This window comes from Janthinobacterium sp. GW823-FHT03B06 (assembly GCF_058796955.1).
This window is the reverse complement of the sequence record NZ_JBXAJE010000003.1, coordinates 462,978-489,237: the sequence shown is the minus strand read 5'-3', so window position 1 is coordinate 489,237 and position 26,260 is coordinate 462,978. Positions and strand designations below refer to the sequence as shown.

The 26,260-nt window shown below is 63.3% G+C and carries 23 protein-coding genes; 16 read left to right on the top strand and 7 right to left on the bottom strand.

Annotated elements, in window-relative coordinates; genetic code table 11:
• The 11 genes from AC1RBA_RS13265 (at position 1) to AC1RBA_RS13215 (ending at position 12,259) form a co-directional block, all read left to right on the top strand.
• On the top strand, positions 1-1,641 hold the full coding sequence (locus tag AC1RBA_RS13265; protein WP_230504189.1) for a hypothetical protein: 1,641 nt from the start codon (positions 1-3) through the stop codon (positions 1,639-1,641).
• Positions 1,616-2,527, top strand: a complete 912-nt coding sequence (locus AC1RBA_RS13260; RefSeq protein ID WP_492418574.1) for a glycerophosphodiester phosphodiesterase — start codon at positions 1,616-1,618, stop codon at positions 2,525-2,527. Before AC1RBA_RS13265 ends, AC1RBA_RS13260 begins: the two co-directional genes overlap by 26 nt.
• A 28-nt stretch (positions 2,528-2,555) precedes the next feature.
• Positions 2,556-3,152 carry a hypothetical protein gene (locus AC1RBA_RS13255; protein ID WP_492418573.1) on the top strand — a complete coding sequence of 199 codons (597 nt, stop codon included), beginning with the start codon at positions 2,556-2,558 and terminating at the stop codon, positions 3,150-3,152.
• Positions 3,153-3,312: 160 nt separating this feature from the next.
• Positions 3,313-4,338: a LacI family DNA-binding transcriptional regulator gene (locus AC1RBA_RS13250; protein ID WP_492418571.1), complete on the top strand. Its 1,026-nt coding sequence runs from the start codon at positions 3,313-3,315 to the stop codon at positions 4,336-4,338.
• Entirely contained in the window at positions 4,338-5,825 is a 1,488-nt protein-coding gene (locus AC1RBA_RS13245; protein ID WP_492418569.1) for a sugar ABC transporter ATP-binding protein, read from the top strand. Before AC1RBA_RS13250 ends, AC1RBA_RS13245 begins: the two co-directional genes overlap by 1 nt.
• Positions 5,806-6,813, top strand: a complete 1,008-nt coding sequence (locus AC1RBA_RS13240) for an ABC transporter permease (RefSeq protein WP_492418568.1) — start codon at positions 5,806-5,808, stop codon at positions 6,811-6,813. The genes AC1RBA_RS13245 and AC1RBA_RS13240 overlap by 20 nt, the downstream gene beginning before the upstream one ends.
• 61 nt (positions 6,814-6,874) lie before the next feature.
• Positions 6,875-7,843 (top strand): substrate-binding domain-containing protein, encoded by a 969-nt coding sequence (locus tag AC1RBA_RS13235; protein ID WP_492418566.1) that lies wholly within the window; start codon positions 6,875-6,877, stop codon positions 7,841-7,843.
• A gap of 93 nt (positions 7,844-7,936) precedes the next feature.
• Positions 7,937-8,989 carry a sugar phosphate isomerase/epimerase family protein gene (locus tag AC1RBA_RS13230; RefSeq protein ID WP_492418564.1) on the top strand — a complete coding sequence of 351 codons (1,053 nt, stop codon included), beginning with the start codon at positions 7,937-7,939 and terminating at the stop codon, positions 8,987-8,989.
• A 9-nt stretch (positions 8,990-8,998) separates the two neighbouring features.
• Entirely contained in the window at positions 8,999-10,147 is a 1,149-nt protein-coding gene (locus AC1RBA_RS13225; RefSeq protein ID WP_492418562.1) for a Gfo/Idh/MocA family protein, read from the top strand.
• A gap of 16 nt (positions 10,148-10,163) precedes the next feature.
• Positions 10,164-10,466: a 2Fe-2S iron-sulfur cluster-binding protein gene (locus tag AC1RBA_RS13220; RefSeq protein WP_492418560.1), complete on the top strand. Its 303-nt coding sequence runs from the start codon at positions 10,164-10,166 to the stop codon at positions 10,464-10,466.
• A 116-nt stretch (positions 10,467-10,582) separates the two neighbouring features.
• Positions 10,583-12,259 carry an outer membrane protein assembly factor BamB family protein gene (locus tag AC1RBA_RS13215; RefSeq protein WP_492418558.1) on the top strand — a complete coding sequence of 559 codons (1,677 nt, stop codon included), beginning with the start codon at positions 10,583-10,585 and terminating at the stop codon, positions 12,257-12,259.
• Positions 12,260-12,277: 18 nt separating this feature from the next.
• Here AC1RBA_RS13215 and AC1RBA_RS13210 read toward each other — a convergent pair whose 3' ends face one another.
• Positions 12,278-12,589 carry a hypothetical protein gene (locus AC1RBA_RS13210; RefSeq protein WP_070219056.1) on the bottom strand — a complete coding sequence of 104 codons (312 nt, stop codon included), beginning with the start codon at positions 12,587-12,589 and terminating at the stop codon, positions 12,278-12,280.
• A 102-nt stretch (positions 12,590-12,691) separates the two neighbouring features.
• Here AC1RBA_RS13210 and AC1RBA_RS13205 point away from each other — a divergent pair, with 102 nt between their 5' ends.
• Together AC1RBA_RS13205 and AC1RBA_RS13200 are read left to right on the top strand one after the other, a co-directional pair.
• Positions 12,692-12,961: a MoaD/ThiS family protein gene (locus AC1RBA_RS13205; protein ID WP_121670862.1), complete on the top strand. Its 270-nt coding sequence runs from the start codon at positions 12,692-12,694 to the stop codon at positions 12,959-12,961.
• A 2-nt stretch (positions 12,962-12,963) separates the two neighbouring features.
• A complete protein-coding gene (locus tag AC1RBA_RS13200; protein WP_492418556.1) occupies positions 12,964-14,073 on the top strand; it encodes a WD40/YVTN/BNR-like repeat-containing protein in 1,110 nt (369 codons plus the stop codon).
• Here the strand turns inward: AC1RBA_RS13200 and AC1RBA_RS13195 are convergent.
• Positions 14,046-14,669 (bottom strand): TetR/AcrR family transcriptional regulator, encoded by a 624-nt coding sequence (locus tag AC1RBA_RS13195; protein WP_070219059.1) that lies wholly within the window; start codon positions 14,667-14,669, stop codon positions 14,046-14,048. The genes AC1RBA_RS13200 and AC1RBA_RS13195 overlap by 28 nt on opposite strands.
• A gap of 151 nt (positions 14,670-14,820) precedes the next feature.
• On the opposite strand from AC1RBA_RS13195, the gene AC1RBA_RS13190 reads away from it, so the two are divergent.
• The gene (locus tag AC1RBA_RS13190) at positions 14,821-15,864 is read left to right on the top strand and encodes an MBL fold metallo-hydrolase (protein WP_492418554.1); all 1,044 of its coding nucleotides are present in this window, start codon (positions 14,821-14,823) and stop codon (positions 15,862-15,864) included.
• Between the two features lie 6 nt (positions 15,865-15,870).
• On the opposite strand, the gene AC1RBA_RS13185 is transcribed toward AC1RBA_RS13190, so the two are convergent.
• The gene (locus AC1RBA_RS13185) at positions 15,871-16,203 is read right to left on the bottom strand and encodes a hypothetical protein (protein WP_070219120.1); all 333 of its coding nucleotides are present in this window, start codon (positions 16,201-16,203) and stop codon (positions 15,871-15,873) included.
• 435 nt (positions 16,204-16,638) lie between these two features.
• Here AC1RBA_RS13185 and AC1RBA_RS13180 point away from each other — a divergent pair, with 435 nt between their 5' ends.
• The gene (locus tag AC1RBA_RS13180; RefSeq protein ID WP_492418552.1) at positions 16,639-17,649 is read left to right on the top strand and encodes a substrate-binding domain-containing protein; all 1,011 of its coding nucleotides are present in this window, start codon (positions 16,639-16,641) and stop codon (positions 17,647-17,649) included.
• A 32-nt stretch (positions 17,650-17,681) separates the two neighbouring features.
• Here AC1RBA_RS13180 and AC1RBA_RS13175 read toward each other — a convergent pair whose 3' ends face one another.
• The 3 genes from AC1RBA_RS13175 to AC1RBA_RS13165 form a co-directional block, all read right to left on the bottom strand.
• A complete protein-coding gene (locus AC1RBA_RS13175) occupies positions 17,682-21,278 on the bottom strand; it encodes an indolepyruvate ferredoxin oxidoreductase family protein (protein ID WP_492418550.1) in 3,597 nt (1,198 codons plus the stop codon).
• Positions 21,279-21,520: 242 nt separating this feature from the next.
• Complete coding sequence (locus AC1RBA_RS13170; protein WP_492418548.1) at positions 21,521-22,663, bottom strand: hypothetical protein; 1,143 nt, start codon at positions 22,661-22,663, stop codon at positions 21,521-21,523.
• 74 nt (positions 22,664-22,737) lie between these two features.
• The gene (locus AC1RBA_RS13165; protein WP_070219121.1) at positions 22,738-23,667 is read right to left on the bottom strand and encodes a LysR substrate-binding domain-containing protein; all 930 of its coding nucleotides are present in this window, start codon (positions 23,665-23,667) and stop codon (positions 22,738-22,740) included.
• Positions 23,668-23,805: 138 nt separating this feature from the next.
• Between AC1RBA_RS13165 and AC1RBA_RS13160 the strand changes: the two genes are divergently transcribed.
• Complete coding sequence (locus AC1RBA_RS13160) at positions 23,806-25,032, top strand: HD-GYP domain-containing protein (protein WP_070289458.1); 1,227 nt, start codon at positions 23,806-23,808, stop codon at positions 25,030-25,032.
• Positions 25,033-25,153: 121 nt separating this feature from the next.
• On the opposite strand, the gene AC1RBA_RS13155 is transcribed toward AC1RBA_RS13160, so the two are convergent.
• Positions 25,154-26,200 carry a GGDEF domain-containing protein gene (locus tag AC1RBA_RS13155; protein WP_492418546.1) on the bottom strand — a complete coding sequence of 349 codons (1,047 nt, stop codon included), beginning with the start codon at positions 26,198-26,200 and terminating at the stop codon, positions 25,154-25,156.
• Positions 26,201-26,260 lie beyond the last annotated feature (60 nt).

Here is a 26,260-nt window from a genome sequence, read left to right as displayed (position 1 = left end):
ATGGCCGCGAGTCTGCGCAGTCTGCAAATCCGGCAGACCTTGATCCTGATCGTCCTGACGATCATTTATTTGTGCTGCGAGCTGGGCTTCAATGCCCGTTTGCTCGACGTGGTGGGCGGCGACGTCAAGCCGCACGACGTGGAAGGCGTGGAATTCTATGGCCGCAGCCTGTCGGGCATCGCCGCCGCGCTGGTGGTGCTGCAACTGATGTGGCGCCGCCGGCTGAAGAACAATGGCAGCGGCCCCAGCTGGAAAAAGATCATCTTCTGCTGCATCGCCACGGCCGCGGTCGTATTCGGCATCCTGAAGACGACGGTCACGGTGCTGGTGGAAACGCGCGATGCGCAATTTCGCCGCCTGGCCTTCAACACCACCCTGATGCAGCGCTCGCTGGTGGGCGGCAGCCTGCAATTGCAGGGCCTGGTCGACGATGCCACCCTGTTTGCCAAGCCGGAAGGCAAGGCTTTCCTCGCCCTGTTTCCGTTTCTGGCCGTGTCGGTGGGCCACCTCGACGAGCGCATGGAGCCGGCCAAGGAACAGTTGATCAATTTTAACGTCCGCAAGATCGCCGGCGGCGCGGCCGGCTACTACGACAAGTACCAGCAGGCGATCGGCGAAGTGCATGACAAGTGGAAATTGTATTCGGGTATCATTCCCGACGACGACGCGGGCTTGCGCCAGCAGCAGGAATCGGCGTGGAACGATTACCGGCAAAGCCTGTCGCGCCACGGCTGGCAGCCGCATTCCGTGCCGGCGCGGCGCAAGGCGGCCGTCGTCAACAATGTGCGCAAGAAGGTACCCGTGTCGGCCAACTGGCATCCCGCCGATCAGTTGAGCTTCCGCGCCGCCGTCAAGCGCCGCTATGCGTCGGAAGCGGCCGGCAAGGGCTTGACTATCAAAGGCGACCGCATTCCGCCGGGCCTGTCCTTCCCCGCCTTCGTGGCGCGCCCCGGCATCCAGGCCGTGCTGCGCGACGGGCCGGACGGTGGCGACGGCAGCGAGGCGAGCAAGGGCTTGCGGCTGCCGAAGGGCGCCGTGGTGCAGGACGCGTATGCGAGCCCGGCCGAGTTCAGCCGCCTGTTCGACCAGTTCGCCGCGCGCCAGACGGCGGAAAAGCTGGTCGAGTACCGCGCCAGCCGCAGCGATTTCGAAGTGCATGGCAAGTATTATGCGGAGGGCAAGGAAGCGGCGCGCGCGGCCATCGTGCCGCCCGTGGCCCTGTTCTTTTCGCTCCTGGGCGCCATCGGCCACTTTTCGAAACTGCTGTACCTGATCGCCACCGTGGGCTTGCTGGTGCTGGCGGCGCGCCGGGGCGAGCAGGCGGGCGCCGATGGCCAGCTGAGCCGTCGTTCCGCGTGGATCGCCACGGGCGTGCTGGCCGGCGCCTTCCTGGGAACCTGGGGTATTTTTAGCCTGTCGGACAACAATGTCACGAAGAGCGAGCTGTTCCGCCAGATGCTGGACTGGAACCGCCAGGCCGACGGCGACAGCACGCGCTGGCAAATCGCCGGCAAGGGCTTGCTGGCCAATATCACGCACGTCGTGGCGGTGGGGCAGGGCTACAGCTACCCCGTCAACGAAGCGATCCGCATCAATATTTTGCAGGGACTCGAATATGGTTATCACCCGGAAAAGAAATAAGGCGGCCGCCTTGGGCTTGCTGCTGTGCATGGCCAGCACGGCCGTCCAGGCCGACTGCCTGGGCATGAAGGTGCATGCCCACCGTGGCGCCGGCAATGCGCCGGAAAACTCGCTGAGTGCCCTGCGCAACACGTATTTCGGCACCTGGGACGGCGTCGAGACGGATTTGCAGCTGCTCGGTGACGGCAGCTGGGTGGTGCACCACGATCTGCTGACGGGCCGGGTCGTCGACACGGGATCGCCCCGCACCGTGAAACAATTGACGGCCGACGACTGGCGCGCGGCCAGCATGAAGAACCGTGGCGTGGCCACGCCGGAAACGCCGCCGTTCGTCAGCGATGTGGCCGACCTGGCCACGGCGTTCCCGGCCAAGACCCTGAATGCGGAAATCAAGGATGTCGTGCCGTCGTGCGCGCCCATCAATACGCTGGTGGCGCAGTTGCGCGCCAACATCAAGCATGGCAACTGGTTTTTGACCTCGGGCGTGCCGAACAACCTCGCTTGCGCGCGCCGCGCCGATCCGCAGGGTTACCTCGGTCTGCTCGTGTTTGATGCGCGCAATGCGCAGGCGGCCGGCGCCAACCGGGTCAGCCGCTATATCGCGAAAAACGCCCGTCCGCCCAAGCTGGACAAGCCCTGGCTGCAGCGCGTGCAGCAGCAGATCGGCATGCCCACGGGCGTGCACGTGGACGCGCGCAGCCTCGACGCCAATCCGAATTTGCTGGCCGATGCGGCCAGCCTGAACATGCCCGTCTTCGTGTATGCCGTCGACGGCGACTCGGCCCTGGCCGCGTCCCTGCTGCGCGCCCAGCAGCGCAGCCACCGCTGGCCAAGCGGCGTCATCCTTGACGGCAATCCGGAAACGTTTTGCGCGATGATGAAGTAATCACTTTGATTGACCGGGAGACCCTGCCATGACCCTGACACAGACCGCACAGACCGACCCTGCCGCCGCCCTTGCCCGCAGCGCCATCGGCGCCATGTTCTTTTCCGTGTTTGGCGGCCTGTGGGTTGCCGCCTGGTGCGTGCAGACGTATGGCGCGCATCCCTTAAGGTTGCTACCCATTGCCGCCATCACCGTCCTGCTGTTCATGCTGGCGTGGCGCCAGTTCAGCCGCTACCGGGCCGCGCATGCGGCGGCGGAACAGACGCCGGAAGCGAAGCGCGTGGGCCGGCTGTTCAATATCGTGAACGCGGGGCAATGGATTGCCATCTTTATCGTCGGCAATGTCCTGAAAAACTTGGGCTTGCAGGCGTGGTTCATTCCCGCCGTCATTCTGATCGTGGGCCTGCATTTCTTTCCGCTGGCCTGGCTGTTCAAGGCGCGCCGCCATGTGGCCATCGGCATGGCGCTGTGCGTGTGGGCCATCGGCTATCCGTTCACCGTGCGCCACGGCCCCATCCATCCTATCGGTTGCCTCGGTGCCGGCCTGATCCTGTGGGTGGCGGCCCTGTCCGCCGTGCGCGCCGGTTTTGCCGTGCAGCAGAACACCTTCCAAGTCCAGAAGTAGCTGCGTCAGACGGCCCGCGCAGGGCCGTTTTTGTCCCCGTTCGGTCTCCGTTTTTTCTCTTTTCCTGCCTGTTTTTTGCGCATTGCAGCATCGATAATGTTTGCATCGCGCGCCCGGCTGGCCTATAAATGTAATCGATTACATTTATATGAAAAACCCCATGCCGCCAGCCGTCCCGTCTTCCTTGCCCACAGAAACCGTCTCCATCAGCGCCGTCGCCGCGCATGCGGGCGTGTCGGTGGCCACCGTCTCGCGCGTGATGAACGAGCAGGCAGGCGTGCGGGCGCCCACGCGCGACAAGGTGCTCGCGTCCGTGGCCGCGCTCGGCTACCGCATGAACCACCTGGCGCGCAGCCTGCGCACTGCCGAGAGCCGCATGCTGCTCACCATGGTGCCCGACGTGGGCAACCCCTTCTATGCGCAGATCGTGCGCGGCATCGATACGGTGGCGCGCGAGCACGGCTACTTCGTCTTGCTGTGCGACACGGGCGCCGATGCGGGCCGCGAGCGTTCCTATTTCGACCTGCTGCGCATGCACCGCGCCGACGGCGCCATCTGCCTCGATCCGGACACGGTGCAGCATGCCTTGTCGCATGAATCCGTCAGCCTGCCGTGGGTGGCGTGCTGCGAATTCGACCCCGCCGTGGCCGTGCCCTATGTCGGCATCGACAACCACCGGGCCGCGTCCGACGCCGTCGCGCACCTGCTGTCGCGCGGCCACACGCGCATCGGCCTGATCAATTCTGACGAACGCTATCTGTATGCGCGGCAACGCCAGCAAGGCTATCTGGACACACTGGCGGGGGCCGGCCTGCCCGTGCGGCCGCAGTGGGTGCACACGGTGCAAAGCCTCGACTATGAAGCGGGCACGGCCGCCACCTTGCGCATGATGGCGGGGCCTGATGCGCCGACGGCCATCTTTGCCGTCTCCGACACCCTGGCCATTGGCGTGCTGAGCGCGCTGCGCCAGCTGAAAAAACGCGTGCCCGAAGACGTGGCCGTCATCGGCTTCGATGATATCGCCATCGCCGCGCAGATCGACCCGGGTTTGACCACCATCGCGCAGCCGATGCGCGAACTGGGCGAGACGGCGGCGCGCCTGCTGCTGCAGCGGCTGGCTAACCCGGCAGCCAGCGTGCCGGGCGTGCTGCTGGAACATAACTTGGTCTTGCGAGGGAGTGCATAGTGAGCGTTGCCGTCGGTTTCGAGGGAGTGTGCAAGGATTTCGGCCCCGTGCGCGTCTTGCATGGCGTCAGTTTTACCCTGGCGCCCGGGCGCGTGTATGGCTTGCTGGGCGAAAACGGCGCCGGCAAGTCGACCCTGATGAAAATCCTCGCCGGCTACGAGGGCGTGAGCGAAGGCCAGCTGCTGATCGATGGCCAGCCCCGGCGCTTCGCCAGTTCGCGCGCGGCGGAGGCCGCCGGTATCGTGCTGATCCACCAGGAATTCAACCTGGCCGAGCACCTGACGGTGGCGCAAAACATGTTTTTAGGCCACGAAAAGACGCGCGGCTGGCTGCTCGACGAGGCTGCCATGCGCGAGGAAGCGTCGCGCTATTTGAAACAGGTGGGCCTGGACGTGTCGCCCGACACGAAGATCCGCGACCTCATCGTCGCCGAGAAACAGCTGGTGGAAATCGCCAAGGCCCTGTCGCGCCGCGCCCGCTTCCTGATCATGGACGAGCCGACCGCCACCCTGACGTCGTCGGAAACCCAGCGCCTGTTCGCCGTCATGGCGCAGCTGAAAAGCGATGGCGTCACCATCCTCTATATTTCCCACAAGCTCGACGAAGTGGAACGCAACACGGACGAAGTCATCGTCATGCGCGATGGGCGCTTCGTCACGCGCGAGCCGACGGCCAGCCTCACGCGTCAGCAGATGGCGAACCTGATGGTGGGGCGCGAATTGTCCGACATGTTCCCCGCCAAGGTGGCGCTGCCGAAAGAAGCTCCTGTGTTGCTGAAAGTCGAGGGGCTGACGGTGCCGGGTTGGTCCAGGGACTTGTCCTTCGAGGTGCGCGCCGGCGAAGTGCTGGGCTTTGCGGGCCTGGTGGGCGCGGGGCGCACGGAATCGTTCGAGGCGCTGCTGGGCCTGCGCCCGCGCAGCGCGGGCACGATCCATCTCAATGGTCAGCCCGTGGACATCCGCACGCCCAGGCAAGCGATGCAGCACGGCATGACGTATCTGAGCGAAGACCGCAAGGGAAAAGGACTGCACGTAAACCTGGGCTTGCGCGAAAACCTCACGATGATGACGATGGAGCGCTATGCGCGGCCGTGGCTCGACGTGAAGGGCGAGAAACAGGCGCTGGCCAGGGCTGTCGAGGATTTCAATATCCGCACGGGCGACCTGGACAGCCGCGCGCGCATGCTGTCCGGCGGCAACCAGCAAAAGCTGGCGCTGGCGAAATACCTGCATTCGGACCCCCGCGTCGTCGTGCTCGATGAACCGAGCCGTGGCGTGGACGTGGGCGCCAAGCGCGATATTTACTTTCTGATCCACCGCCTGGCCGCCGAAGGGCGCGCCGTGATCGTGATTTCATCGGAATTGATCGAATTGATCGGCCTGTGCCACCGGGTCGCCGTGATGCGCGCCGGCACCTTGCAAGCCACCCTGTCTGCTGACCACCTGACCGAAGAGGAGTTGATTGCCCATGCAACCGGCACGCACTGACACCACCGTATCCCCAATCTCCCGATTCGGCGCGCGCATCAAGGGCTTCGGCCCCGTGCTGGGCTTGTTATCTCTGTGCATCGCGGGCACCTTGCTCAATGGCGACTTCGCCACCGTGGACAACCTGATGAACGTGCTCACGCGCACGGCCTTCATCGGCATCATCGCCGTCGGCATGACCTTCGTCATCATCTCGGGCGGCATCGATCTGTCGGTCGGCTCCATGGCGGCGCTGATCGCCGGCTGCATGATTTATTTCATGAATGCGCTGGCGCAAGGCGCGGGCGGCAACCTGGCACCGATCACCATGCTGGTGCTGGGCATCGCCATGGCCTTGATCCTCGGTGCCGGTTTCGGCCTGATGCACGGTTTATTAATCAGCAAGGGCAATATCGAACCGTTCATCGTGACCCTGGGCACCCTGGGCATCTTCCGCGCCGTGCTCACATATCTGGCCGACGGCGGCGCGCTGACCCTGGACGCCACCTTGTCCGAGCTGTACAGCCCCGTCTACTACACGAGCGTGCTGGGCGCGCCGATCCCGATCTGGATCTTCCTGTTCGTTGCGGCAGCCGGCGCCGTCATATTGAACCGCACCACGTTCGGCCGCCACGTGCAGGCGATTGGTTCCAACGAGCAAGTGGCGCGCTATGCGGCCATCAACGTCGACAGAGTCAAGATCGCCACCTACATGCTGCTGGGCGTGTGCGTCGGCATCGCCACGGTGCTGTACGTGCCGCGCCTGGGCTCGGCCACGCCGACCACGGGCTTGCTGTGGGAACTCGAAGCGATCGCCGCCGTCGTCGTCGGCGGCACGGCCCTGAAAGGGGGAGAAGGGCGCATCGTCGGCACCGTGATCGGCGCCATCCTGCTCTCCGTGATCAGCAATATCCTGAATTTGACCAGCATCATCAGTGTCTACCTGAATGCCGCAGTGCAAGGCGTGGTGATCATCGCCGTCGCCTTCCTGCAGCGAGGCCGCAAATAAAACAAGAGCGGCGTTCTGAAAGGGCGGCCAACGGGCGCCCACAACCTTGGAGGAGAGCAGCATGAAGAGCTTTATACGGGTAGCAGGAATGGCAGTGCTGGTGATGCAGGCGTGGGCGCTGCCGATGGGGCCGGCGCAAGCCGCTGACAAGCTCGTCGTCGGCGTGGCCATCCCCACGGCCACGCACAGTTTTACCTCGGGCATCGTCTGGTGGGCGAACCAGGCCAAGGCGGAGCTGGAAAAAGCCCATCCTGGCGTGAAAATCATCGTCAAGACGGCCGCCACGGCGCCCGAGCAGGCGAACCAGCTGCAGGATATGTTGACGGTGAACAAGATCAACACCCTGGTGATCTTCCCCATCGAATCGGCCTCGCTGACGCAGCCCGTCGCGCAAGTGAAAAGCAAGGGCGTGTATGTGACGGTGGTGGACCGTGGCTTGACGAACACGCAGTCGCAGGATGCGTACATCGCGGGCGACAACACGGCCTTCGGCAAGCTGCCGGCCGAATACCTGGCGAAAAGCCTGAATGGCAAGGGCAATATCGTCGTGTTGCGCGGCATGCCGACCACGCTCGACAACGAGCGCTTTGACGCGTTTTCCGCCGTGATGAAGGGCCATCCCGATATCAAGGTGCTCGACGCCAAGTACGGCAACTGGAACCGCGACGATGCCTTCAAGGTCATGCAGGATTACCTGACCCGTTTCAAGCAGATCGACGCCGTCTGGGCCGCCGATGACGACATGGCCATCGGCGTGCAGAAAGCCATCGCGCAAGCCAAGCGCACGGACATCAAGCAGGTGTTCGGCGGCGCGGGCGCGAAGGGCGCGGTGAAAAAGATCATGGACGGTTCCGACCCTCTGATCGTGGCTGACGTGTCGTACTCGCCGAAATTCATGTACGACGCCATCAAGCTGACGACGGAAGCGCGCCTGAAAGGTGATAAATTGCCGGCCAACACGATCATCCCCTCGGTGCTGATCACGCGCGAGAACGCCAAGCAGTTTTACTTTCCGAACTCGCCTTTTTAAATTCTGGGGTCAGACCCCCTCGCCCGCCAGCAATGACCTTTGCGTTAGCGGCATTGAGGGTCTGACCCCGGCTTTCTCCAACAGGACATTGACATGAAAACCATCCAGGGCCCGGCCATTTTCCTGGCCCAGTTTCTCGGCGACGCGCCGCCGTTCGACTCGCTCGAGCACCTGGCGCAATGGGCGGCCGGCCTGGGCTACAAGGGCTTGCAGCTGCCGACGGCGCCGCGTTTGTTCGACCTGGAGCAGGCGGCCGCCAGCCAGCAGTACTGCGACGACGTGGTCGCCTTGCTGGCGCGCCACGGCTTGCAGGTGACGGAATTGTCGACGCATTTGCAGGGCCAGCTGATCGCCGTGCATCCGGCCTACGACGCGCTGTTCGACGGCTTTGCGCCAGAACAGGTCCGCGGTGATCCTGCCGCGCGCACGGCCTGGGCCACGCAGCAGCTGCTGTGGGCGGCCACCGCCTCGCGGCGCCTGGGTTTGCAGGCGCACGTGACGTTTTCCGGCGCGCTGGCCTGGCCGTATCTGTATCCGTGGCCGCAGCGCCCGGCCGGACTGGTGGAGACGGCATTTGCCGAGCTGGCGAAACGCTGGCTGCCCATCCTCGACGCGTTCGACGCGGCCGGCGTGGACCTTTGCTATGAATTGCATCCGGGCGAGGACTTGCACGACGGCGTGACCTTCGAGCGTTTCCTGGCCGCCGTCCACGACCACCCGCGCGCCTCGATTCTGTACGACCCCAGCCACTTCGTGCTGCAGCAGCTCGATTACCTGGCGTTCATCGACATCTATCATGCGCGCATCAAGGCCTTCCACGTCAAGGACGCGGAGTTCCGGCCCAACGGGCGCCAGGGCGTGTATGGCGGCTATGGCGACTGGCAAGACCGGGCCGGACGCTTCCGCTCGCTCGGTGACGGGCAGATCGACTTCAAGGCGATTTTCTCGAAGATGGCGCAGTACGACTTCCCCGGCTGGGCCGTGCTGGAGTGGGAATGCTGTTTGAAACACCCGGAGGACGGGGCGGCCGAAGGGGCGCGTTTCATCCGTGACCACATCATCCACGTGGCCGAACATGCGTTCGACGATTTCGCGGGCAGCGCGGTAGACCAGGGCCAGATCAACCATTTGTTGGGATTGAAATAGGGAGACGACATGCAGCGACGCTTACGGCTGGGCATGGTAGGGGGCGGGCAGGGCGCATTTATCGGCGCCGTGCACCGTATCGCGGCGCGCATCGACGACCAGTACGAACTGGTGGCGGGCGCCCTGTCGTCCGACCCGCAGCGCGCGCGCGACAGCGGCGCGGCGCTGCACCTGGCGCCCGACCGTTGCTACAGCGATTACCGCGCCATGGCGCAGGCGGAAAGCCTGCGGCCCGACGGCATCGAGGCCGTGGCCATCGTCACGCCGAATCACCTGCATGCGCCCGTCGCCACGGCGTTCCTGGAAGCGGGCATCCACGTGATCTGCGACAAGCCGCTGGGCATCTCGCTGGCGGAAGGCCAGGCGCTGGCGGCGCTGGCCAAGCAGAAAAATCTGCTGTTTGCGCTCACGCATACCTACAGTGGTTATCCGCTGCTGCGCCACGCGAAAGCCATGGTCGAGGCGGGCGACATCGGCGAGCTGCGCCTTGTGCAGGTGGAATATTCACAGGACTGGCTGGCCGACGCGATACACGCGGGTGGCATGAGCGAAGGCAACTGGCATAACGACCCGCAGAAGGCCGGCCCGGGCGGCACCCTGCTCGACGTGGGCTTGCACGCGTATCACCTGGCGCAGTTCGTCAGCGGCTTGACGCCGCATGCCGTGCTGGCGGAATTGTCGACTTTTGTTCCGCACCGCACCCTGGACGACCACGTGCAGGTGATGCTGCGCTATGCCAATGGGGCCAAGGGCACCCTGTGGGCCAGCCAGGTGGCGACCGGTTGCGAAAACACGGTGCGCTTGCGCCTGTTCGGCAGCAAGGCGCAGCTGGACTTCGACCAGGAACAGCCGAACGCGTTATGGTTCACGCCGCAGGGCGGCAACCGCAAGCTGCTGCGTCCGGGCCGGGTCGACAGCGCCGCCGCGCGCCACGCCACGCGCGTGCCGGCCGGCCATCCGGAAGGGTATCTGGAAGCGTTCGCCCAGCTGTACCTCGATGCTGCCTTGGCCATTCGCGCCCTGCAGGCGGAGACGCCGATACCGGAAGCGGCGCGCTGGCTGCCGACGGTGGCCGATGGCGTGGCGGGTCTGGCCTTTGCGGAGGCCGTGCTGCGCAGCCATGCGGGAGGGGGGCGCTGGACGACCCTGGCAAGCTGACTGTTACACTGGGCGCATGAGCGCGCCCCTCACCATCCCCACCTTTACCGTCACCATCGTCCCGCAAGGCTGGCAATTCCCGGCCGAGGCGGGCACCACCGTGCTGGCCGCCGCCGAGCTGGCCGGCATCCGCCTGCTCAGTTCCTGCCGCAACGGCACGTGCCGCACGTGCATTTGTCACATGCCCGAAGGAAAGATCCGCTACACGGTGGACTGGCCCGGCATCAGCCCCGATGAACGGCTCGACGGCTACATCCTGCCCTGCGTGGCCGTGGCCGAAAGCGATATCACCATCCAGGCGCGCGCCGTGCGCAAGTAAAGCGTTGTTGTGAGTATCTGTTAGATTTTAACAATGTTTCTCATGCTATAACATTCAGTCCAGGTTTCCAGCACACCTCCATTGGGGAGGAAATGAAACCTCAACATGGACATTGCATGCGCACATTATTCCCTTCGTTGTGGCAGGCCGCCGCATTGGCGTTGGCCATCATGACTACCTTGTCCGCCTGTGGCGGCGGTTCCGGCAGCGCCGTTGGCGTGCCGCCTGGCTTGCAAGAAAAACCCGGCATGACGCTGGCGGAGGTGAGCGGCAGCTGCACGGCCCAGCCTGGTGCCACCTGCGATGATATTCGCGTGACAGTGCGCCTGGCCGATGGCGTGAGCGATGCGCGTCCCCAGCCGCAGGAAAAACCCGCCAGCGGCACGGCGCTCGTGCTGCAGGCGGCCGACCGCCAGAAGCAGGCCGATGGCAGCTGGCGGCTGACGTTCAAAACGGTGCCTGGCCTGCTTCCCGGCGAGTACACGGGCAAGATCGAGCTGTTCTTGCCCGCCACGGTAGGCCTGTACAAGACGGAAAGCATGGATTACAAGGTCATTGTCGCGCCGCTCGCCGGCAGCATGGGCGCCTTGCAAGCCCTGCCCGGCGTGGACGACTGGGAAGGCGTGAATGGCAATGCCGCGCATACGGGCCTGGTGCCGGCCACCTTCGACAGCCGCCGCTTCACGCGCCGCTGGACCTGGCTGGGCGCGAGCTCCCCGCGCGCGGTCGTCGGCAGTCCCGTGGTGACGGCCAACGGCCTCGTGTATGTCAGCCAGCAGTCCGCCGCGCCGGCGGACGGCAGAAGCAAATATGTGACCACGTCGACGGTGACGGCGCTCAGCGAGAGCGACAGCCAGGCGCGCTGGACCCAGTCGCTCACGTCGGACGGTTACCTGGGCGCGCCGGCCGTGTCGGGCGGCAAGCTGGCCATGGCGGGCAGCGATACCGTGTATGTCTTTGACGCGCTTGCTGGTGGCGCGCCGCTCGGCGTGCGTCCGCCGAATACGAATGGCGCACTGCTGGGTGTTTCCCTGGCGACGGCGCCCACCTTTTTGGACGGCAATGTCTACCTGGGCGGGAATAACGACGTAAGTGCCATCGGTGCGGCGACGGGCCAGACACGCTGGTCTGCCAGTCTGGGCTTGTCCAAGCTGGGCAATGTTGATGAGTGGACACCCGCCGTCAATGCGAGCACGGTGTACAGCCATGCGGCAGGGACATTGACGGCGTTCAATATCGCCGATGGCACGACGCGCTTCAGCGTGGCGGTGCCGGGCCAGGTGCTGGGCGGCTTGAACAAGAGCAGCCTGCGCCAGGCGCCCGTGCTGGCCGAGGCGGGCAGCGTGCTGGTGCTCAATCAGCGACCGCTGGCCGGCGAGGCGGCGGATAACAGCCTGAGCCTGGTTGACGTGGATAGCCGCGCCGTGCGCTGGACGGTGCAGGGGCAGTTCAGCACGCAGCCAGTGGTGGCGCGGGGCGTCGTGTACGTGGGCAACCAGGCCGGTCAGGCGCTCGAAGCACGCCAGCTCGCCGACGGTGCGCTCCTATGGCGCTGGCCCCTGGATACGGCCCTTGATGGGTATTTTGGCGGCGATCTGATCGTCACCGGCAATCTGCTGTTTGTTGGCGGGCGCAACAATACCTATGCGATCGACCTGGCCAGCCGCAAGACCGTCTGGACCTACCGCATGGGCGGCAGCCTGGCGCTGTCGCGGCATGGCGTGCTGTACATCCGCCAAGGCACGGATTTACCTGGCAGCAGCATGGTGTTGACCGCCATCAACCTGCAATAGCGGCTTGCCGCGCCGTAGTCAGGGCTTGCCCGGGTTCTTCAAACGCTGCAGCAGCGCTTCCACGCCGTCGCTGACGGGCAAGCCGTGGCGGCGCAGCAACTGCACGTGCAATACGAGGTTTTCCAGCACCAGCTTGGCCGCCACGGCCAGCAGGGCCAGGTTGCGGTCTTCCGGGCTGAAACTTTCCATGGCGTCGGCCATCTCGCACAGGTGGTTGGCGATCAGTCCGCGCAATTCCTGCTCGTTGAAGGGCAGGTCGGCAAAATCGATCGGGTCGGCCACTTCCACTTCCTGCATCAGCACCGCTAGTTCTTCCGGGGTAATCGTCATGCCTGGCCTCCTTGTGTGCTTGCCGCTATTTTAGCGGTATCGTCGTTGCATCGTCGGCGAATCGGACTAGAATGAGTCCAGGCCGATGACGTCGAAGGCAGCATGGCGCAATTGCATTTTACCCAACAACTGGCACGCTTCCTGAACGTCCCCTCGGTGGACGTGTCCGCGCCACGCCTGCGTGCCGCCTTGGACAGCGTCTTTGCCCAGCAGCCGCGCCTGCGCGGCTACGTGCTCGACGAACAGGGCGCGTTGCGTCCCAATGTGGTGATCTTCATCGACGGCGTGCGCTGCCGCGAGCGCAGCGTGCTGGACGACGCCTTGCGGCCCGACAGCCAGGTATACATCTTGCAGGCACTTTCCGGAGGTTAATCATGGGACCAGGCAGGGCGCAACGCGCGTATTTCGGCACCCGCAAGGGGCTGTTCCGGTTCGATGTCGATGCGGCCGGCGCCTGGCAGCTGGCGCTGGTGCAATTCGCCGGCGATCCCGTCTCCATGCTGCTGCACGATGGCCGCGACGGCACCGTGTACGCGGCCCTGAACCTGGGCCACTTCGGCGCCAAGCTGCACCGCCTCGATGCGGGCGCCGGCGCGTGGCAGGAAGTCGCCGTGCCCGCCTATCCCGCCAAGCCCGAGGGCAGCAGCGATAGCGTGGACTGGACGGTGCGGCAGATCTGGTCGCTGGCGGCCGGCGGCGCGGACCAGCCCGGCGTGCTGTGGGCGGGCACCCTGCCTGGCGGCCTGTTCCGCTCAAGCGACCGCGGCGACAGCTGGCAACTGGTGGAAGCGTTGTGGGACGTGCCGCAGCGGGCGCAGTGGTTTGGCGGCGGCTACGACGTGCCCGGCATCCACAGCATCTGCGTCGACCCGCGCGACAGCAATACCGTGCTGGTCGGCGTGTCCTGCGGCGGTGTGTGGCAAACGGCTGATGGCGGCGCCAGCTGGGCCTTGAGCGCGACGGGCATGCGCGCCGACTACATGCCGCCCGAACTCGATGAAAACGAGGCCGTGCAAGACCCGCACCGCATCGTGCGCAGCGCCGGCACGCCGGACGCGTTGTGGTGCCAGCACCATAACGGTATCTGGCGCTCGCTTGACGCGGGCTGGCACTGGCAGGAAGTGACGACGGCGCCGCTGTCGCATTTCGGCTTTGCCGTGGCCGTGCATCCGCGCGATGGCGACACGGCCTGGTTCGTGCCGGCGCAGGCGGACGTGCTGCGCATACCCATCGATGGCGCGCTGGCCGTGACGCGCACGCGCGACGGCGGGAAAACGTTTGAAGTGTTGCGCGCGGGATTGCCGCAGCAGCATTGCTACGACCTCATCTACCGCCACGGGCTGGCGCTGGCCGACGACGGGCGCAGTTTATTGATGGCGTCGACGACGGGCGGCGCCTGGTATTCGGGCGACGAGGGCGAACATTGGCAGACGCTGTCTGCCCACTTGCCGCCCGTTTATGCCGTCTGTTTTGCCACGCCGTAATAGCACAGGAAGATATCGACGGCCAGTGCCGTCACTTCGCGCTGGCGTGCCGGGCTCAGCAGCGGTTCACCGAGGGTGATCTGTGGCCAGAAGGCAAAGGTCTTCAATGGAGCCATCAGCAGGTGTCCCACTTCCAGCGTCTCGCCCGCCTTGATGCGTCCGTCTTGCTGCGCCGCGCGGATCCAGATATTCAGGCCCGTTTCCTTTTCATTCAGGCGCGCCACCATCGCTTGCGCGCGCTCGGGCGAGTGGATCGTTTCGCCAAAGATCACGCGCGCCAGGTCGATGAAGGCCGGATCGCACAGCAAGGCCATCTTCTGCTCGACCAGGGCCAGCACTTGCGGGCGCAGCGGCTGGTCGGCCACATAGGGCACGGCGGGCTGGGCCATGCTGCTTTCCCACATGCGCTGCAGGATTTCCGCGAACAGCTCGTCCTTGCTGGGGAAATGGTTGTACACGGTGCGCTTGGACACGGCGGCCGTGGCGGCGATCTTGTCCATGCTGGTCGCATCGAAACCGTGCTCGCGGAACTCGGCGATGGCGGCATCGACGATGGCGACGCGCTTGCGGTCTGTGAGGCGTTGCGGTGCGGCCATGGCTGAAAATCTCCTTTGAAAACAATATTTTACACCTCCTGGTTTACTTTGCCAGAAATAGGAACTACACTGTGTAGTGTAATTTAATCCTTGTATTTTATTGACCGGGCTGCATATGTACCGCATCTTATTCTTGGGAGTTCTGATCATCATGAGTTCTTGCACCTTGCGCGCCGCGCCCGTCGCGCCGACCGAATCACCGCAACGCCTCGAAGGCAAGTTCCGCAATCCCGTGCAAATGCACAAGCTGGGCACGGCGGCAACGCTCAAGCTGATGTGGACATTTCTCTTTGATAAACCGGACAGCACGGTACCGGCTGCGGCCGTGCCCGTGCAAGCGCTGACCCGGGCGCAACTGCTGGCCGCGCCCGACAACAGCCTGTTTCGCCTCGGCCATTCGACCCTGCTGCTGAAACTGAATAACGAATTCTTCCTCACCGACCCCGTGTTTTCCGAGCGCGCCTCACCGGTGCAGTGGGCGGGACCCAAACGTTTCCACCAGCCGCCCATCAGCATCGCCGACTTGCCGCCGATCAAGGCCATCATCCTGTCGCATAACCATTACGACCACCTCGACCATGCCGCCGTGCTGCAACTGGCCGCCAAGACCGAACACTTCGTCGCGCCGCTGGGCGTGGGCGACACCTTGGTCGAATGGGGCGTGCCGAAGGACAAGGTGCAGCAGTTCGACTGGTGGCAGGGGACGACGATTGCGGGCGTGAAACTCGTCGCCACGCCATCGCAGCATTTCTCGGGACGGGGCTTGTTTGACAGCAATCAAACCCTGTGGGCGTCGTGGGTCATCGACGCGCCCGAGGTGCGCGTGTTTTTCAGCGGCGACTCCGGCTATTTCGACGGTTTCAAGCAGATCGGCGCCAAGTACGGCCCGTTCGACGTGACCATGATCGAGACGGGCGCCTACGACAAGCTGTGGCCGGACGTGCACATGCAGCCGGAGGAAACCCTGCAAGCGCACCTGGACTTGCGCGGCAAGTGGCTCATGCCCGTGCACAACGGCACCTTCGATCTGGGTCTGCACGCCTGGCACGAACCGTTCGACCGCATCACGGGACTGGCGGCCAAGCAGGGCGTGAACCTGGCCACGCCGCAGATGGGCGAGGCGGTCGACCTGGCGCAGCCGAAGAAGGGGGAAAAGTGGTGGCTGGCGATGCTGGAAGAGGAGATGGCGAAGTAAACTGGCTTAAGCCGTCACATCGATCAGACGTCCCAGGGTCTGGCCATAGCCGTTCAGCTGGGGCGTGCTTTTCGGTGCGGCGGGGGCTGCTTGTTGCGGCACGGCTACCTTGATCGCCTGGTCCAGCTGCGGCGCCTTGATGGCGGCCGGGGCATCGGCCTGCGCTTGCTGGCTGCTGCGCTGGGTCTGGCTCAGCGATTCCTGCTCCCGCGCCAGCAACTGGCGGCTTTGCGCCAGCTGTTCGCTGTCGCGCTGTACCTGGTTCTGGCCTTGTTCGACCCGGCGCTGCGCCGTGGCCAGCGAGGCTTGCAGATTGTTGACGGACGTTAGCGATACCACATTGTTCACCTTTGAAAGTATGCCCAGGCGTGTACACAAGAGGAAGAATGCAGGCCAGGGGCTGCGGCATGTCTGCAGGCAATCTTTACCTTAGTCAAGAGTAGGATAAATTCTCGCACAGTTCCAGTGAATTATGTTTTCTTGATAATCTTATCGTGCGCGCTATGCCGTGCCGAAGCGGCATGCTGCACGTGGCGCGATAGAGAGTAAAGTAAGTACACGCTATCGATAACAGCATTTGTTTTCGTGCCATTCATCATGCCATGTTGCTGACTCGGCAAACACGTTCGTTTTTCAAAAGACAATTTTTAAAAATCTAATAAGTTGTTGTTTTTCTACCATGTTGGCGCACGGTCATGTGCCGCCTGTTTGGCGCTCTGGGCTATAATGGACGGTCAGAGTTGGTTTCTTTTGCCATACAGACAGGTAGTTAACATGAATCTCAAGAGCCTCGCAATTGCCCTCGGCATGTCGAAAACGACAGTCAGCAGGGCGTTGAACGGCTATCCGGAAGTCAATTCCCGCACCCGTGAAATCGTCCTGGCCGCCGCCAAGAAAGTCGGCTACCGGCCCAACCCCCTGGCGCGCAGCCTGGCCGTCGGCCGCACGAATGTGCTCGGCATGATCTATCCGCTGCTGCCCAGCGACCTGGGCGACAGCGTCTTCCTTTCCGTCGTGAATGGCATGTCGGACGCCGTCGAAGCGTTGAAGATGAGCCTGATCATCGCCCCCGTCTCGCCGCAGAACGAACAGCCGTCATATGAAAACATGGTGCGCGGGCGCCAGGTCGATGGCCTCGTGGTGGGCCGCACCAAGGTGGTCGACGAACGCATCGCGTATTTGACGAAAGTCGGCTTTCCCTTTGTCGCGAACGGCCGCACGCGCATCGACGCGCCCTACGCGTATTTTGATTACGACAACGACACGGGCATCGACCTGGCCGTGTCTTTCTTGGCGGCGCATGGCCACCAGCGCATCGCCTTGCTGAGCGCGCCGCTGGAGCTGCACTTTGCTTATGAGCGCAAGGAAAGCTTTATCCGCTGCATGGCGCAAGCGGGCTTGCCGCTGGACCCCAACTATCTGCTCGACAATACTTTTGATCGCCGCAGCGGTTACCAGGCCATGCAGCAATTGCTGGCCTGCTCGCCGCGCCCGACGGCCGTCATCGTCGACAACCACCTGTCCGGCGTGGGCGTGGTGCGCGCGCTGATGGATGCGGGCATCGAGATCGGCAAGGAGATCTCCGTCATCGTCTGGGGCAATGTGGAAGATACCTTGATCGGCATCAACGTCACCACCATCGACCAGCCCGACCTGCGCCGCGCCGGCGCCAAGATGGTGGAAATGCTGCAATCCTTGCTGGCCGGCACGCCGCCGGAACGCTTGCAGGAAATCTGGCAACCGGTGCTGTTGCCGGGCGCCACCGTGGGGCGCTGCCCGGAATAAAAAAACGCAGAGCCGAGGCTCTGCGTTGTCTTTTATGCCGCGTGCTTGCTTCCATCCGCCAGCACGGCCAGCAACCTCGCCTTGTCCTTGCGGTAAGTATCGACGGCCGCTTCCTTGACGTGGCCGAAGCCGCGGATTTTTTCGGGCAAGGATGCCAGTTCCACGCAAGTGGACAGGTTGTCCGCCGTCAGGTTGACCAGCAGGCCGGCCAGCAGTTCGCGGTATTCGACGATCAGCGCGCGTTCCATCTTGCGCTCGGCCGTATAACCGAAGACGTCGAAGGTGCCGCCGCGCAAGCCTTTTGCTTTGGCCAGCAGCTGGAAGGCGCGCCACATCCAGGAACCGAACTCCGCTTTCACCAGATGCCCCTTCGCATCTTTCTTGGCAAACAGCGGCGGCGCCAGGTTGAATTTCACGGAGAAATTACCCTCGAACTGCTGTTGCAACTGCTCGACGAAACGGCCATCCGTGTACAAACGCGCCACTTCATACTCGTCCTTGTAGGCTAGCAACTTGAAATAGCTCTTGGCGACGGCCGTCGACAGCTTCTGGCCCAGCCCCAGGGTATTTTCGCGGTCGCGCACCTGTTTCACCAGGGTGGCATAACCATCCGCATACGCGGCGTTTTGATACGCGGTGAGGAATTCCACGCGCTTTTTGATGACGCTATCGAGGCTTTGCGGCATTTGCACGATGATCGCTTGCGCCGGCGTGGCAATTTGCGTGACACGGCGCACGTCGACGGCGGCGCGGCGGCCCCACAAAAAGCTTTTCTTGTTCGATTCGATCCCCACGCCGTTCAATTCGATGGCGCGTAGCAGGGCCGCCTCCGTCAACGGAATGCGGCCCTTTTGCCAGGCGTAGCCGAGCATGAACAGGTTGGCGGCGATCGAGTCGCCCATCAGCGCGGTGGCCAATTTCGTCGCGTCGATGAAGTCGGCCGCGTCGGCGCCGCCCACGGATTCCTCGATCAGCTGGCGCACTTCCGCCGTTGGATATTGCCAGTCCGCATTTTGCGCAAATGTGCCCGGCGGTTGCTCGTGCAGGTTGACGACGGCCAGGCTGCGGCCAGGACGCATTTTTGACACGGCATCCTGCGCGCCGGCCGTCAGCATGTCGCAGCCCAGGATCAGGTCCGCTTCGCCCGTGGCGATGCGCTGGGCGCGGATGTGCGCCGGGGACTTGGCGATCTTCACGTGCGAGGTGACGGAGCCGTTCTTTTGCGACATGCCCGTCATGTCCAGCACGGACGCGCCCTTGCCTTCCAGGTGGGCCGCCATGCCCATCAGGGCGCCCACGGTGATCACGCCCGTGCCGCCGATGCCGTTGATCAGGATGTTGTACGGCGCGTCGCAATCGGGTAATACAGGTTCCGGCAGCGGCCCGAAGTCATCCGTCTCGCCCGGCTTGTTCGCGCCCGTCTTGGTCTTTTTCAGGCTGCCGCCTTCGACGGTGACGAAGCTGGGGCAGAAACCCTTGGCGCACGAGTAATCCTTGTTGCACGACGATTGGTCGATGGTGCGCTTGCGGCCAAATTCCGTTTCCTTCGGCAAGATCGACACGCAGTTCGACTGCACGCCGCAGTCGCCGCAGCCTTCGCAGACGGCGTCGTTGATGACCATGCGCTTCGGCAAATCGGGATACTCGCCCTTTTTCCTGCGCCGGCGTTTCTCGGCGGCACAGGTCTGGTCGTAGATCAGCACGGACACGCCGGGTACCTCGCGCAATTCGCGCTGCACGGCATCCATGTCCTTGCGGTCGTGCAAGGTGAGGTGGGCGGACAGCTTGCTGCGGTCGCTGTAGCGTGATAAATCTTCCGTGACCAGCGCGATGCGGGCGATGCCTTCGGCCGCCACTTGCTGCGCCATCATGGGCACGGTGATCAGGCCGTCCACGGGCTGGCCGCCCGTCATGGCGACGGCGTCGTTGTACAGAATCTTGTAGGTGATGTTGACCTTGGCCGCCTGGGCGGCGCGGATGGCCAGGTAGCCCGAATGAAAGTAGGTGCCGTCACCGAGGTTCTGGAACACGTGCGGCAATTCCGAGAACGCGGCCTGGCCGATCCACGGCGCGCCTTCGCCGCCCATGTGCGTGGTCAGCTTGTTCATTTCCGGGTAAATCGACGTGGCCATCACGTGGCAGCCGATGCCGGCCAGCGCCAGGCTGCCGTCCGGCACCTTGGTCGACGTATTGTGCGGGCAGCCGGAGCAGTAGAACGCGGGGCGGAACGGCGTATTCACGGCCTTTTTCAATACCGCATCCTTGGCGTCGAGGAAGCTGAGTCTCGCCTTGATCAGGTCGCAGGTGACGGGATCGGAAATCAGGCGCGCGATGCGGCTGGCGATGACACGCGCCACTTGCGAGACGGAAAAATCCGCCTTCGAGGTCAGCAGCCATTCGCCGCGCGGCGCCACCCATTCGCCTTTTTCGTCGAACTTGCCGATGACACGCGGGCGCACGTCGTCGCGCCAGTTGTACAGCTGTTCCTTGAGCTGGTATTCGACGATCTGCCGCTTCTCTTCGACCACGAGAATTTCATCGAGACCTTGCGCAAACTCGCGCACGCTGTCCGGTTCCAGCGGCCACGGCATGGCTACCTTGAACAGGCGCATGCCGACATCGGCCGCCATCTGCTCGTCGATGCCCAGCTCTTCCAGCGCTTCGAGCACGTCCAGGTAGGATTTGCCGGAGGCGATGATGCCCAGCTTGGCGTTCGGACTGTCGATGGTCGTATGGTTGAGCTTGTTTTCGCGCGCGTAGGCCAGGGCCGCATAGATCTTGTAGTCCTGCATCAGCGCTTCCTGGTTGCGCGCCTGCTGGCCCAGCGGGATGCTCGACAGGCGCGCATTCAGGCCGCCTTCGGGCATGACGAAGTCCTGCGGAATCTTGACTTCCACGCGGAACGGGTCGGCGTCGATGGAGGCCGACGATTCGACCGTGTCGGCCAGGGCCTTGAAGGCCACCGTGCAGCCTGAAAAGCGCGACATGGCCCAGCCGTGGATGCCCAGGTCCAGGTATTCCTGCACATTGCATGGATACAGGACGGGGATCATCGAGGCGGAGAACAGATGGTCGGACTGGTGCGGCAGGGTCGATGAGTATGCGCCATGGTCGTCGCCGGCCACCAGCAGCACGCCGCCCAGTTTGGATGTGCCCGCATGGTTCATGTGCTTGAAGACATCGCCGCAGCGGTCCACGCCCGGACCCTTGCCGTACCACATGGCGAACACGCCGTCGTACTTGGCCGGGCCGATCAGGTCGACCTGCTGCGAACCCCAGACGGCCGTGGCCGCCAAGTCTTCGTTGACGCCGGGCACGAACTGCACGTGGTGCGCTTCCAGCTGCTTTTTCGCTTTCCACAGGTTTTCGTCGAGGCCGCCCAGCGGTGAGCCGCGGTAGCCGGAAATGAAACCGGCCGTGTTCAGGCCGGCAGCCTGGTCGCGCAAGCGCTGCATCATGGGCAGGCGCACGAGGGCCTGGATGCCGGACAGAAAGATGGCGCCGGATGTGGCCGTGTATTTGTCGTCGAGGCTGACGGTGGTCAAACGGGATGTGTCGGGGGGCGTAGATGGCGCGGCACCGGCGTTTCTAGCGAACGCTGCGGAGCCGTTTTCCGTGGTCACGGACATGGCTGTCTCCAAAAGGGTGTTTCAGATATCGGCTGTACCAGAGGCGCGCCCGGTAAGGCGCGCGCGGTGCAGACGGGATGGCCGCGTGTGGGCGGCACATAACTAGTTTAAATTTAAAATAGTTAATGTGGTCAGTGTAGAACGACCGTGAGGAAGGGGCAAATACGCTTTGGCGATGGGGGTATAAGAAAAAATGATGGCCTGCCTCGCGCCGCAAGACAGGCCATGTCTGCCGTGCCCGCTTAGGGCTGCGTCCATTGCAGCTTGCGCGCGCGCAAGGGATAGGCGACGGGCGTCAACTCGGGCAGCAGGGCATTGAGCGAGTCTTGCGTCAGTTCCAGGGCTTTTTGGGGGCTAAGCTCATTGACGCTGAGACTACTCATGAAACCTGTATCAACGCTCAGGTATACGGGAGGACCATTTTCCTTGATATTGACGGTCGTGCGCTTTTTGTAGAAGGCGAGCTCGTATGTGCCCGGTGCCAGCTCCAGCGCCACATGTGTCCTGGAATCATGATAGTAGAGGTTTTTTTTCGCGCTGCCCTGCAGATGGCTGGTCTCGATAGTGTAGAAGGTGCTGCCATCTTCGAATTTCTCGCTATCTACCGTTTCTTGCGGCATGCGGTTAAAGAGGATCAGATTGGCTTTTCTGTTGAGTACCGTGCCCGCTTGCCCAGGCGCATTTGACGGCTCCAGGGCGGTCGTGCGGCGCATGCCTTGTTCCTCTGCTTCGTGCTGGGCTTTGTGCCCCATGATCCCATTCAGCGCAATAGAGACGTTAAGTGGCCCCATGGATCTGGCCTCTTTTGCATCGTAGTGAAGGTCCTTCATGGTGGCACGCGTCGTTTCTATGGAATGCCAAATGGTTTTACCCGCCACTCGGTCATATACCACCGCTTCAATGAGCATAATGAGGGAGGAATGGCAGCCATAGCTATTACATTTTCCTAGCGTGGTATCGGCATATTTCCAGTCGATCAACGCCACGTAGCGCCGCCCCGTCGTGCTGGCAGGCAGTCCCTGCACGGTGTCGAGGATGGATGGTCGCTTGAACGCGGGTGGCATGGGGACGAAGGCGAGTTCTTCTTTCGGATCCTTGGCAGTGTCGAGATAGGCACGGCAAGCCCAGCTTTTGAACAGGGAGGTGTTGTCCGACGAGACGATGGTACCCCAGGTACTTTCATGGGTCTTGGGCGTGCAACTTTCCGGCGCAATAAATACCACCACCTCGATTTCTTTTCTTTCGATGGGCTGCGCAACATCGCTGAGCAGCACCTCGCGCAAGGGAAATTCGGATTGAGGGCGGGCGGCTTGGGCGCCCTGCATCAGTAGCAGCAGGGCGGCGCTTGCCGCCAGACGGCGCAAGGAAGTGGTAAGCAAGAACATGATGACGATGGTGAAATGAATAAGACCATCATTTTATTTCTTTTGAGAAATTATTGTTGGAAAAATAATTTACGCTACAGCACGTGCGCCCCCACCCAGCGTCCGCTGCCGCACAGTTCGGCGGCCACTTGCAGCACGAGGTTTTTCACGGCGTTGCCTGCATTGGTGAGGGGAATGTTTTTCGAGGCGCACAGGGCCACCGTGCGCGACAGCACGGGGCTGTGGATGGCGTAGCTGCGCATGGCGCCGCTGTCCAGTTCGGCCAGCAGGGGCGCGGCCGGCAGGATGGTGGCGCCCATGCCGGCCAGGATGGCCGATTTCAGGATGGCGATCGAGTTGATCTCGATCACGTTCGCCGTCTCCAGTGCCAGTTCGCGGGCGCGGCTGTCGATGCGGGGGCGCACGCCATGCTGCAGGCCCGGCAGGATCAGGGTGGCGCTCAATGCCTGCGCGAATGACAGCGCCGTGCCCGGGGGCGCGAACGGCGAATCGCTGCGGCAGATAAAACGCATTTCTTCCTCCACCAGGGGGCAGCAGGAAAACGGCGTCAGCTGGCCATCGTCGAACAGCACGGCCAGATTGATGCGGCCTGATTTGAGCTGTGCATTGAGGTTGCCCGTGATTTCTTCCGTCAGTTGCAGGGTGATCTCGGGATAGCGTTCGCGCGCGGCCAGCAGCAGGGGCAGGGCCAGCGCGCCGGAGATACTGTGCGGCAAGCCCAGGGTGACATTGCCGGACGGCCGCGTGGCGCTTTGCGTAACGGCCGAGCGGGCGTCCGCCACCTGTTTCAGGATCGCCTGCGCATGTTCGTAAAACACCTTGCCCGCATCCGTGCTGAGCACGCCCTGGGCCGAGCGGTGCAGCAGCTGCACGCCCAGTTCCTCTTCCAGTTGGCGCAGCTGCTGCGTCAGGGCCGGCTGCGCCACGTGCAGGATCAGGGCCGCGCGCGACAGCGAGCCGTGGTCGACGATGGCGACAAAGTAGCGTAATTGGCGCAGTTCCATGGGTCCCAATAGCGGTGCGGTGAGCGGAAAAAACAGGGTGTTGCGCCGCAGCGCCGAACGCGGCCAGCAGAATAACAATTTTGTTATACTCATTCTAGCGCCTTCGGTGCTCCAGCCGCGTATTTGTGGGATGACAGCATGCTCAAGAAAGTTGATTCGTCTCAATTAAAAGTGGGCATGTACATTCATGACCTCAGTTGTGACTGGATGACGCATCCGTTCGTGCGCAACCGTTTTCTGTTGCGCAGCGACGATGAAATCCGCAAGATCGTGCAGGCCGGCATCCACGACGTGGTGATCGACAGCGGCAAGGGCCTCGACGTGCAGGATGCGCCCACCGTAGCGCAGGCGCGCGCCGAGACCGAGCGCGAACTGGTGCAGATCGCCGCGGCGCCGCAGGTGGTCACGCGCGTGTCGTTGGGCATGGAACTGGCGCGCGCCGCGCAGGTGCGGCGCCAGGCGGCGAGCCTGGTACGCACGGTGATGGCCGACGTGCGCCTGGGCAAGGCGGTCGAGCTCGACCGCGTGCAGCACACGGTGCAAGATATTACCGAATCGATCCTGCGCAATCCCGGCGCCCTCGTCGGCTTGTTGCGCATCAAGACCAAGGATGACTACACCTTCCTGCATTCCGTCAGCGTGTGCGCGCTGCTGGTGGCGTTTTGCCGCTCGCGCGGCATCGATGCGGCCACCACGCACCAGGCGGGCCTGGGCGGCCTGCTGCACGACACGGGCAAGGCGCTGGTGCCCGACAGCGTGCTGAACAAGCCCGGTCCCCTCACGTCCGAGGAATTTGCCCTGATCAAGCGCCATCCGCGCGATGGCTACGAGATCCTGCTGCAGTCGCCCGAGCTGGGCGCCATTCCGCTCGACATCGCCTTGCACCACCACGAGCGGCGCGACGGCAGCGGCTATCCGGACCAGCTGGCCGGCGACGCCATCAGCGAGCTGGCGCAGATGGCCGCCATCGTCGACGTGTACGACGCGCTGACGTCGGACCGCAGCTATCACAAGGGCATTCCCGCCGCCGAAGCCCTGCGCAAGATTTACGAGTGGAGCAAATTCCATTTCAACCCCGTGTTCGCGCAGGATTTCATGCGCTGCGTGGGCATCTATCCGGTGGGCACCATGGTGATGCTGGAATCGGGCCGCCTGGCCGTCGTCGTCGAGGCGCACGAAAGCAATCTGCTGGCGCCGAAAGTGAATGTGTTTTTCAGTACGAAGAGCAAGACCTACATCAAGCCCGAGACGGTCGACCTGTCGCGCGGCTTCGGTTTTGGCGGCGCCGACAAGATCGTCGGCCATGAGTCGGCGGCCAAGTGGCAGGTCGATCCCATGCGTTTTATCTCGCTGGCGGATGCATGAACGGTGTGTGTTCTTTGAAAAAGAGCGCCTGAAAAACGTTCAGGGCAAGGCGCTGGCGCGAAGACAGTACGACGAGTACGGCGAGCGCCGGCAACGCCGCGATGGACGTTTTGTCAGGTGATCAGAAAAATTCCGCCGTATCGTTCGAGGCAATGGTGGTAAGCAAGCCCTTGGCGACCAGCTCATCGTAATGGCAAGCCAGGTTGCGGCCATGGCTCTTGGCGTAATACAAGGCCTGGTCGGCGCGGCCGAGGATGATGACGGGCGCCTCGTAGGCGTTGATGCTGACGAAGCCCACGCTGACGGTCACTTTGCCCACTTGCGGGAAGTCGTGCGCCTCGACATTGGTGCGGAAGCGGTCGATGATTTTCTGCGCATTTTCCAGGGTGATCGAGCGCAGCAGCACGACGAATTCCTCGCCGCCGAAGCGGAAGATGCGGTCTTGCGAGCGGAACGACGATTGCAGCTGGTTGGCGATCAGGATCAGCACTTCATCGCCATACAGGTGGCCAAACTTATCGTTGACCAGTTTAAAATGATCGACGTCGATCACGGCCAGCCATTGCCGTTCCGTGTCCGTATGGTGGCGCCGCTCTTCATCGACGGGACGCGGTTTCTCCGCTTCCGGTTCACCGCGGCTGTGCAGGATTTTCGCCAGCTGGTCGTCGAAGGTCTTGCGGTTCAACAGGCCGGTGAGCGAATCGCGTTCGCTGTAGTCGAGCAGGTTCTGGAAATTGCGGTACACGCTGACGATGCCGCCGATCACCTGGATGGTGGCGCCCGTGTAGGGCGTGGGGTTGGTGATTTCCAGGCAGGTGGTGACCTGGTCGCCGATCCAGATGGGCAGCCACAGCAGGTGGCGGCCGTCGGCGCACAGGGTGTCGGCGCTCGCTTCATGGCGCTTGATGCAGGCGGCCAGGGCCGGGTAGTCGGACAGCGGTTCGCCTGGCAGGGTAGGGTCGGTATGCTCTTCCATGCGGGCCACGCTGCCCGCCACGATGATGGCCCGCGACCGCACGAATACCTGGCCACGCACGGTGGTCAGGGCCAGCACACGGGTCTGCGACGCGGCAGCGAGTTCCTGCACTGCCGAGATCACGGAAATGTCGAGCATCGTGTGGTCGCGGTGCCCGGTCATGTCCACCATGTGTTTCAGTAGGGAATCCATTGTCGTTCTCTGGAAAGTAGTCACACAAGTGTCGTCATACCAGCATTGCATCAAGCAAGA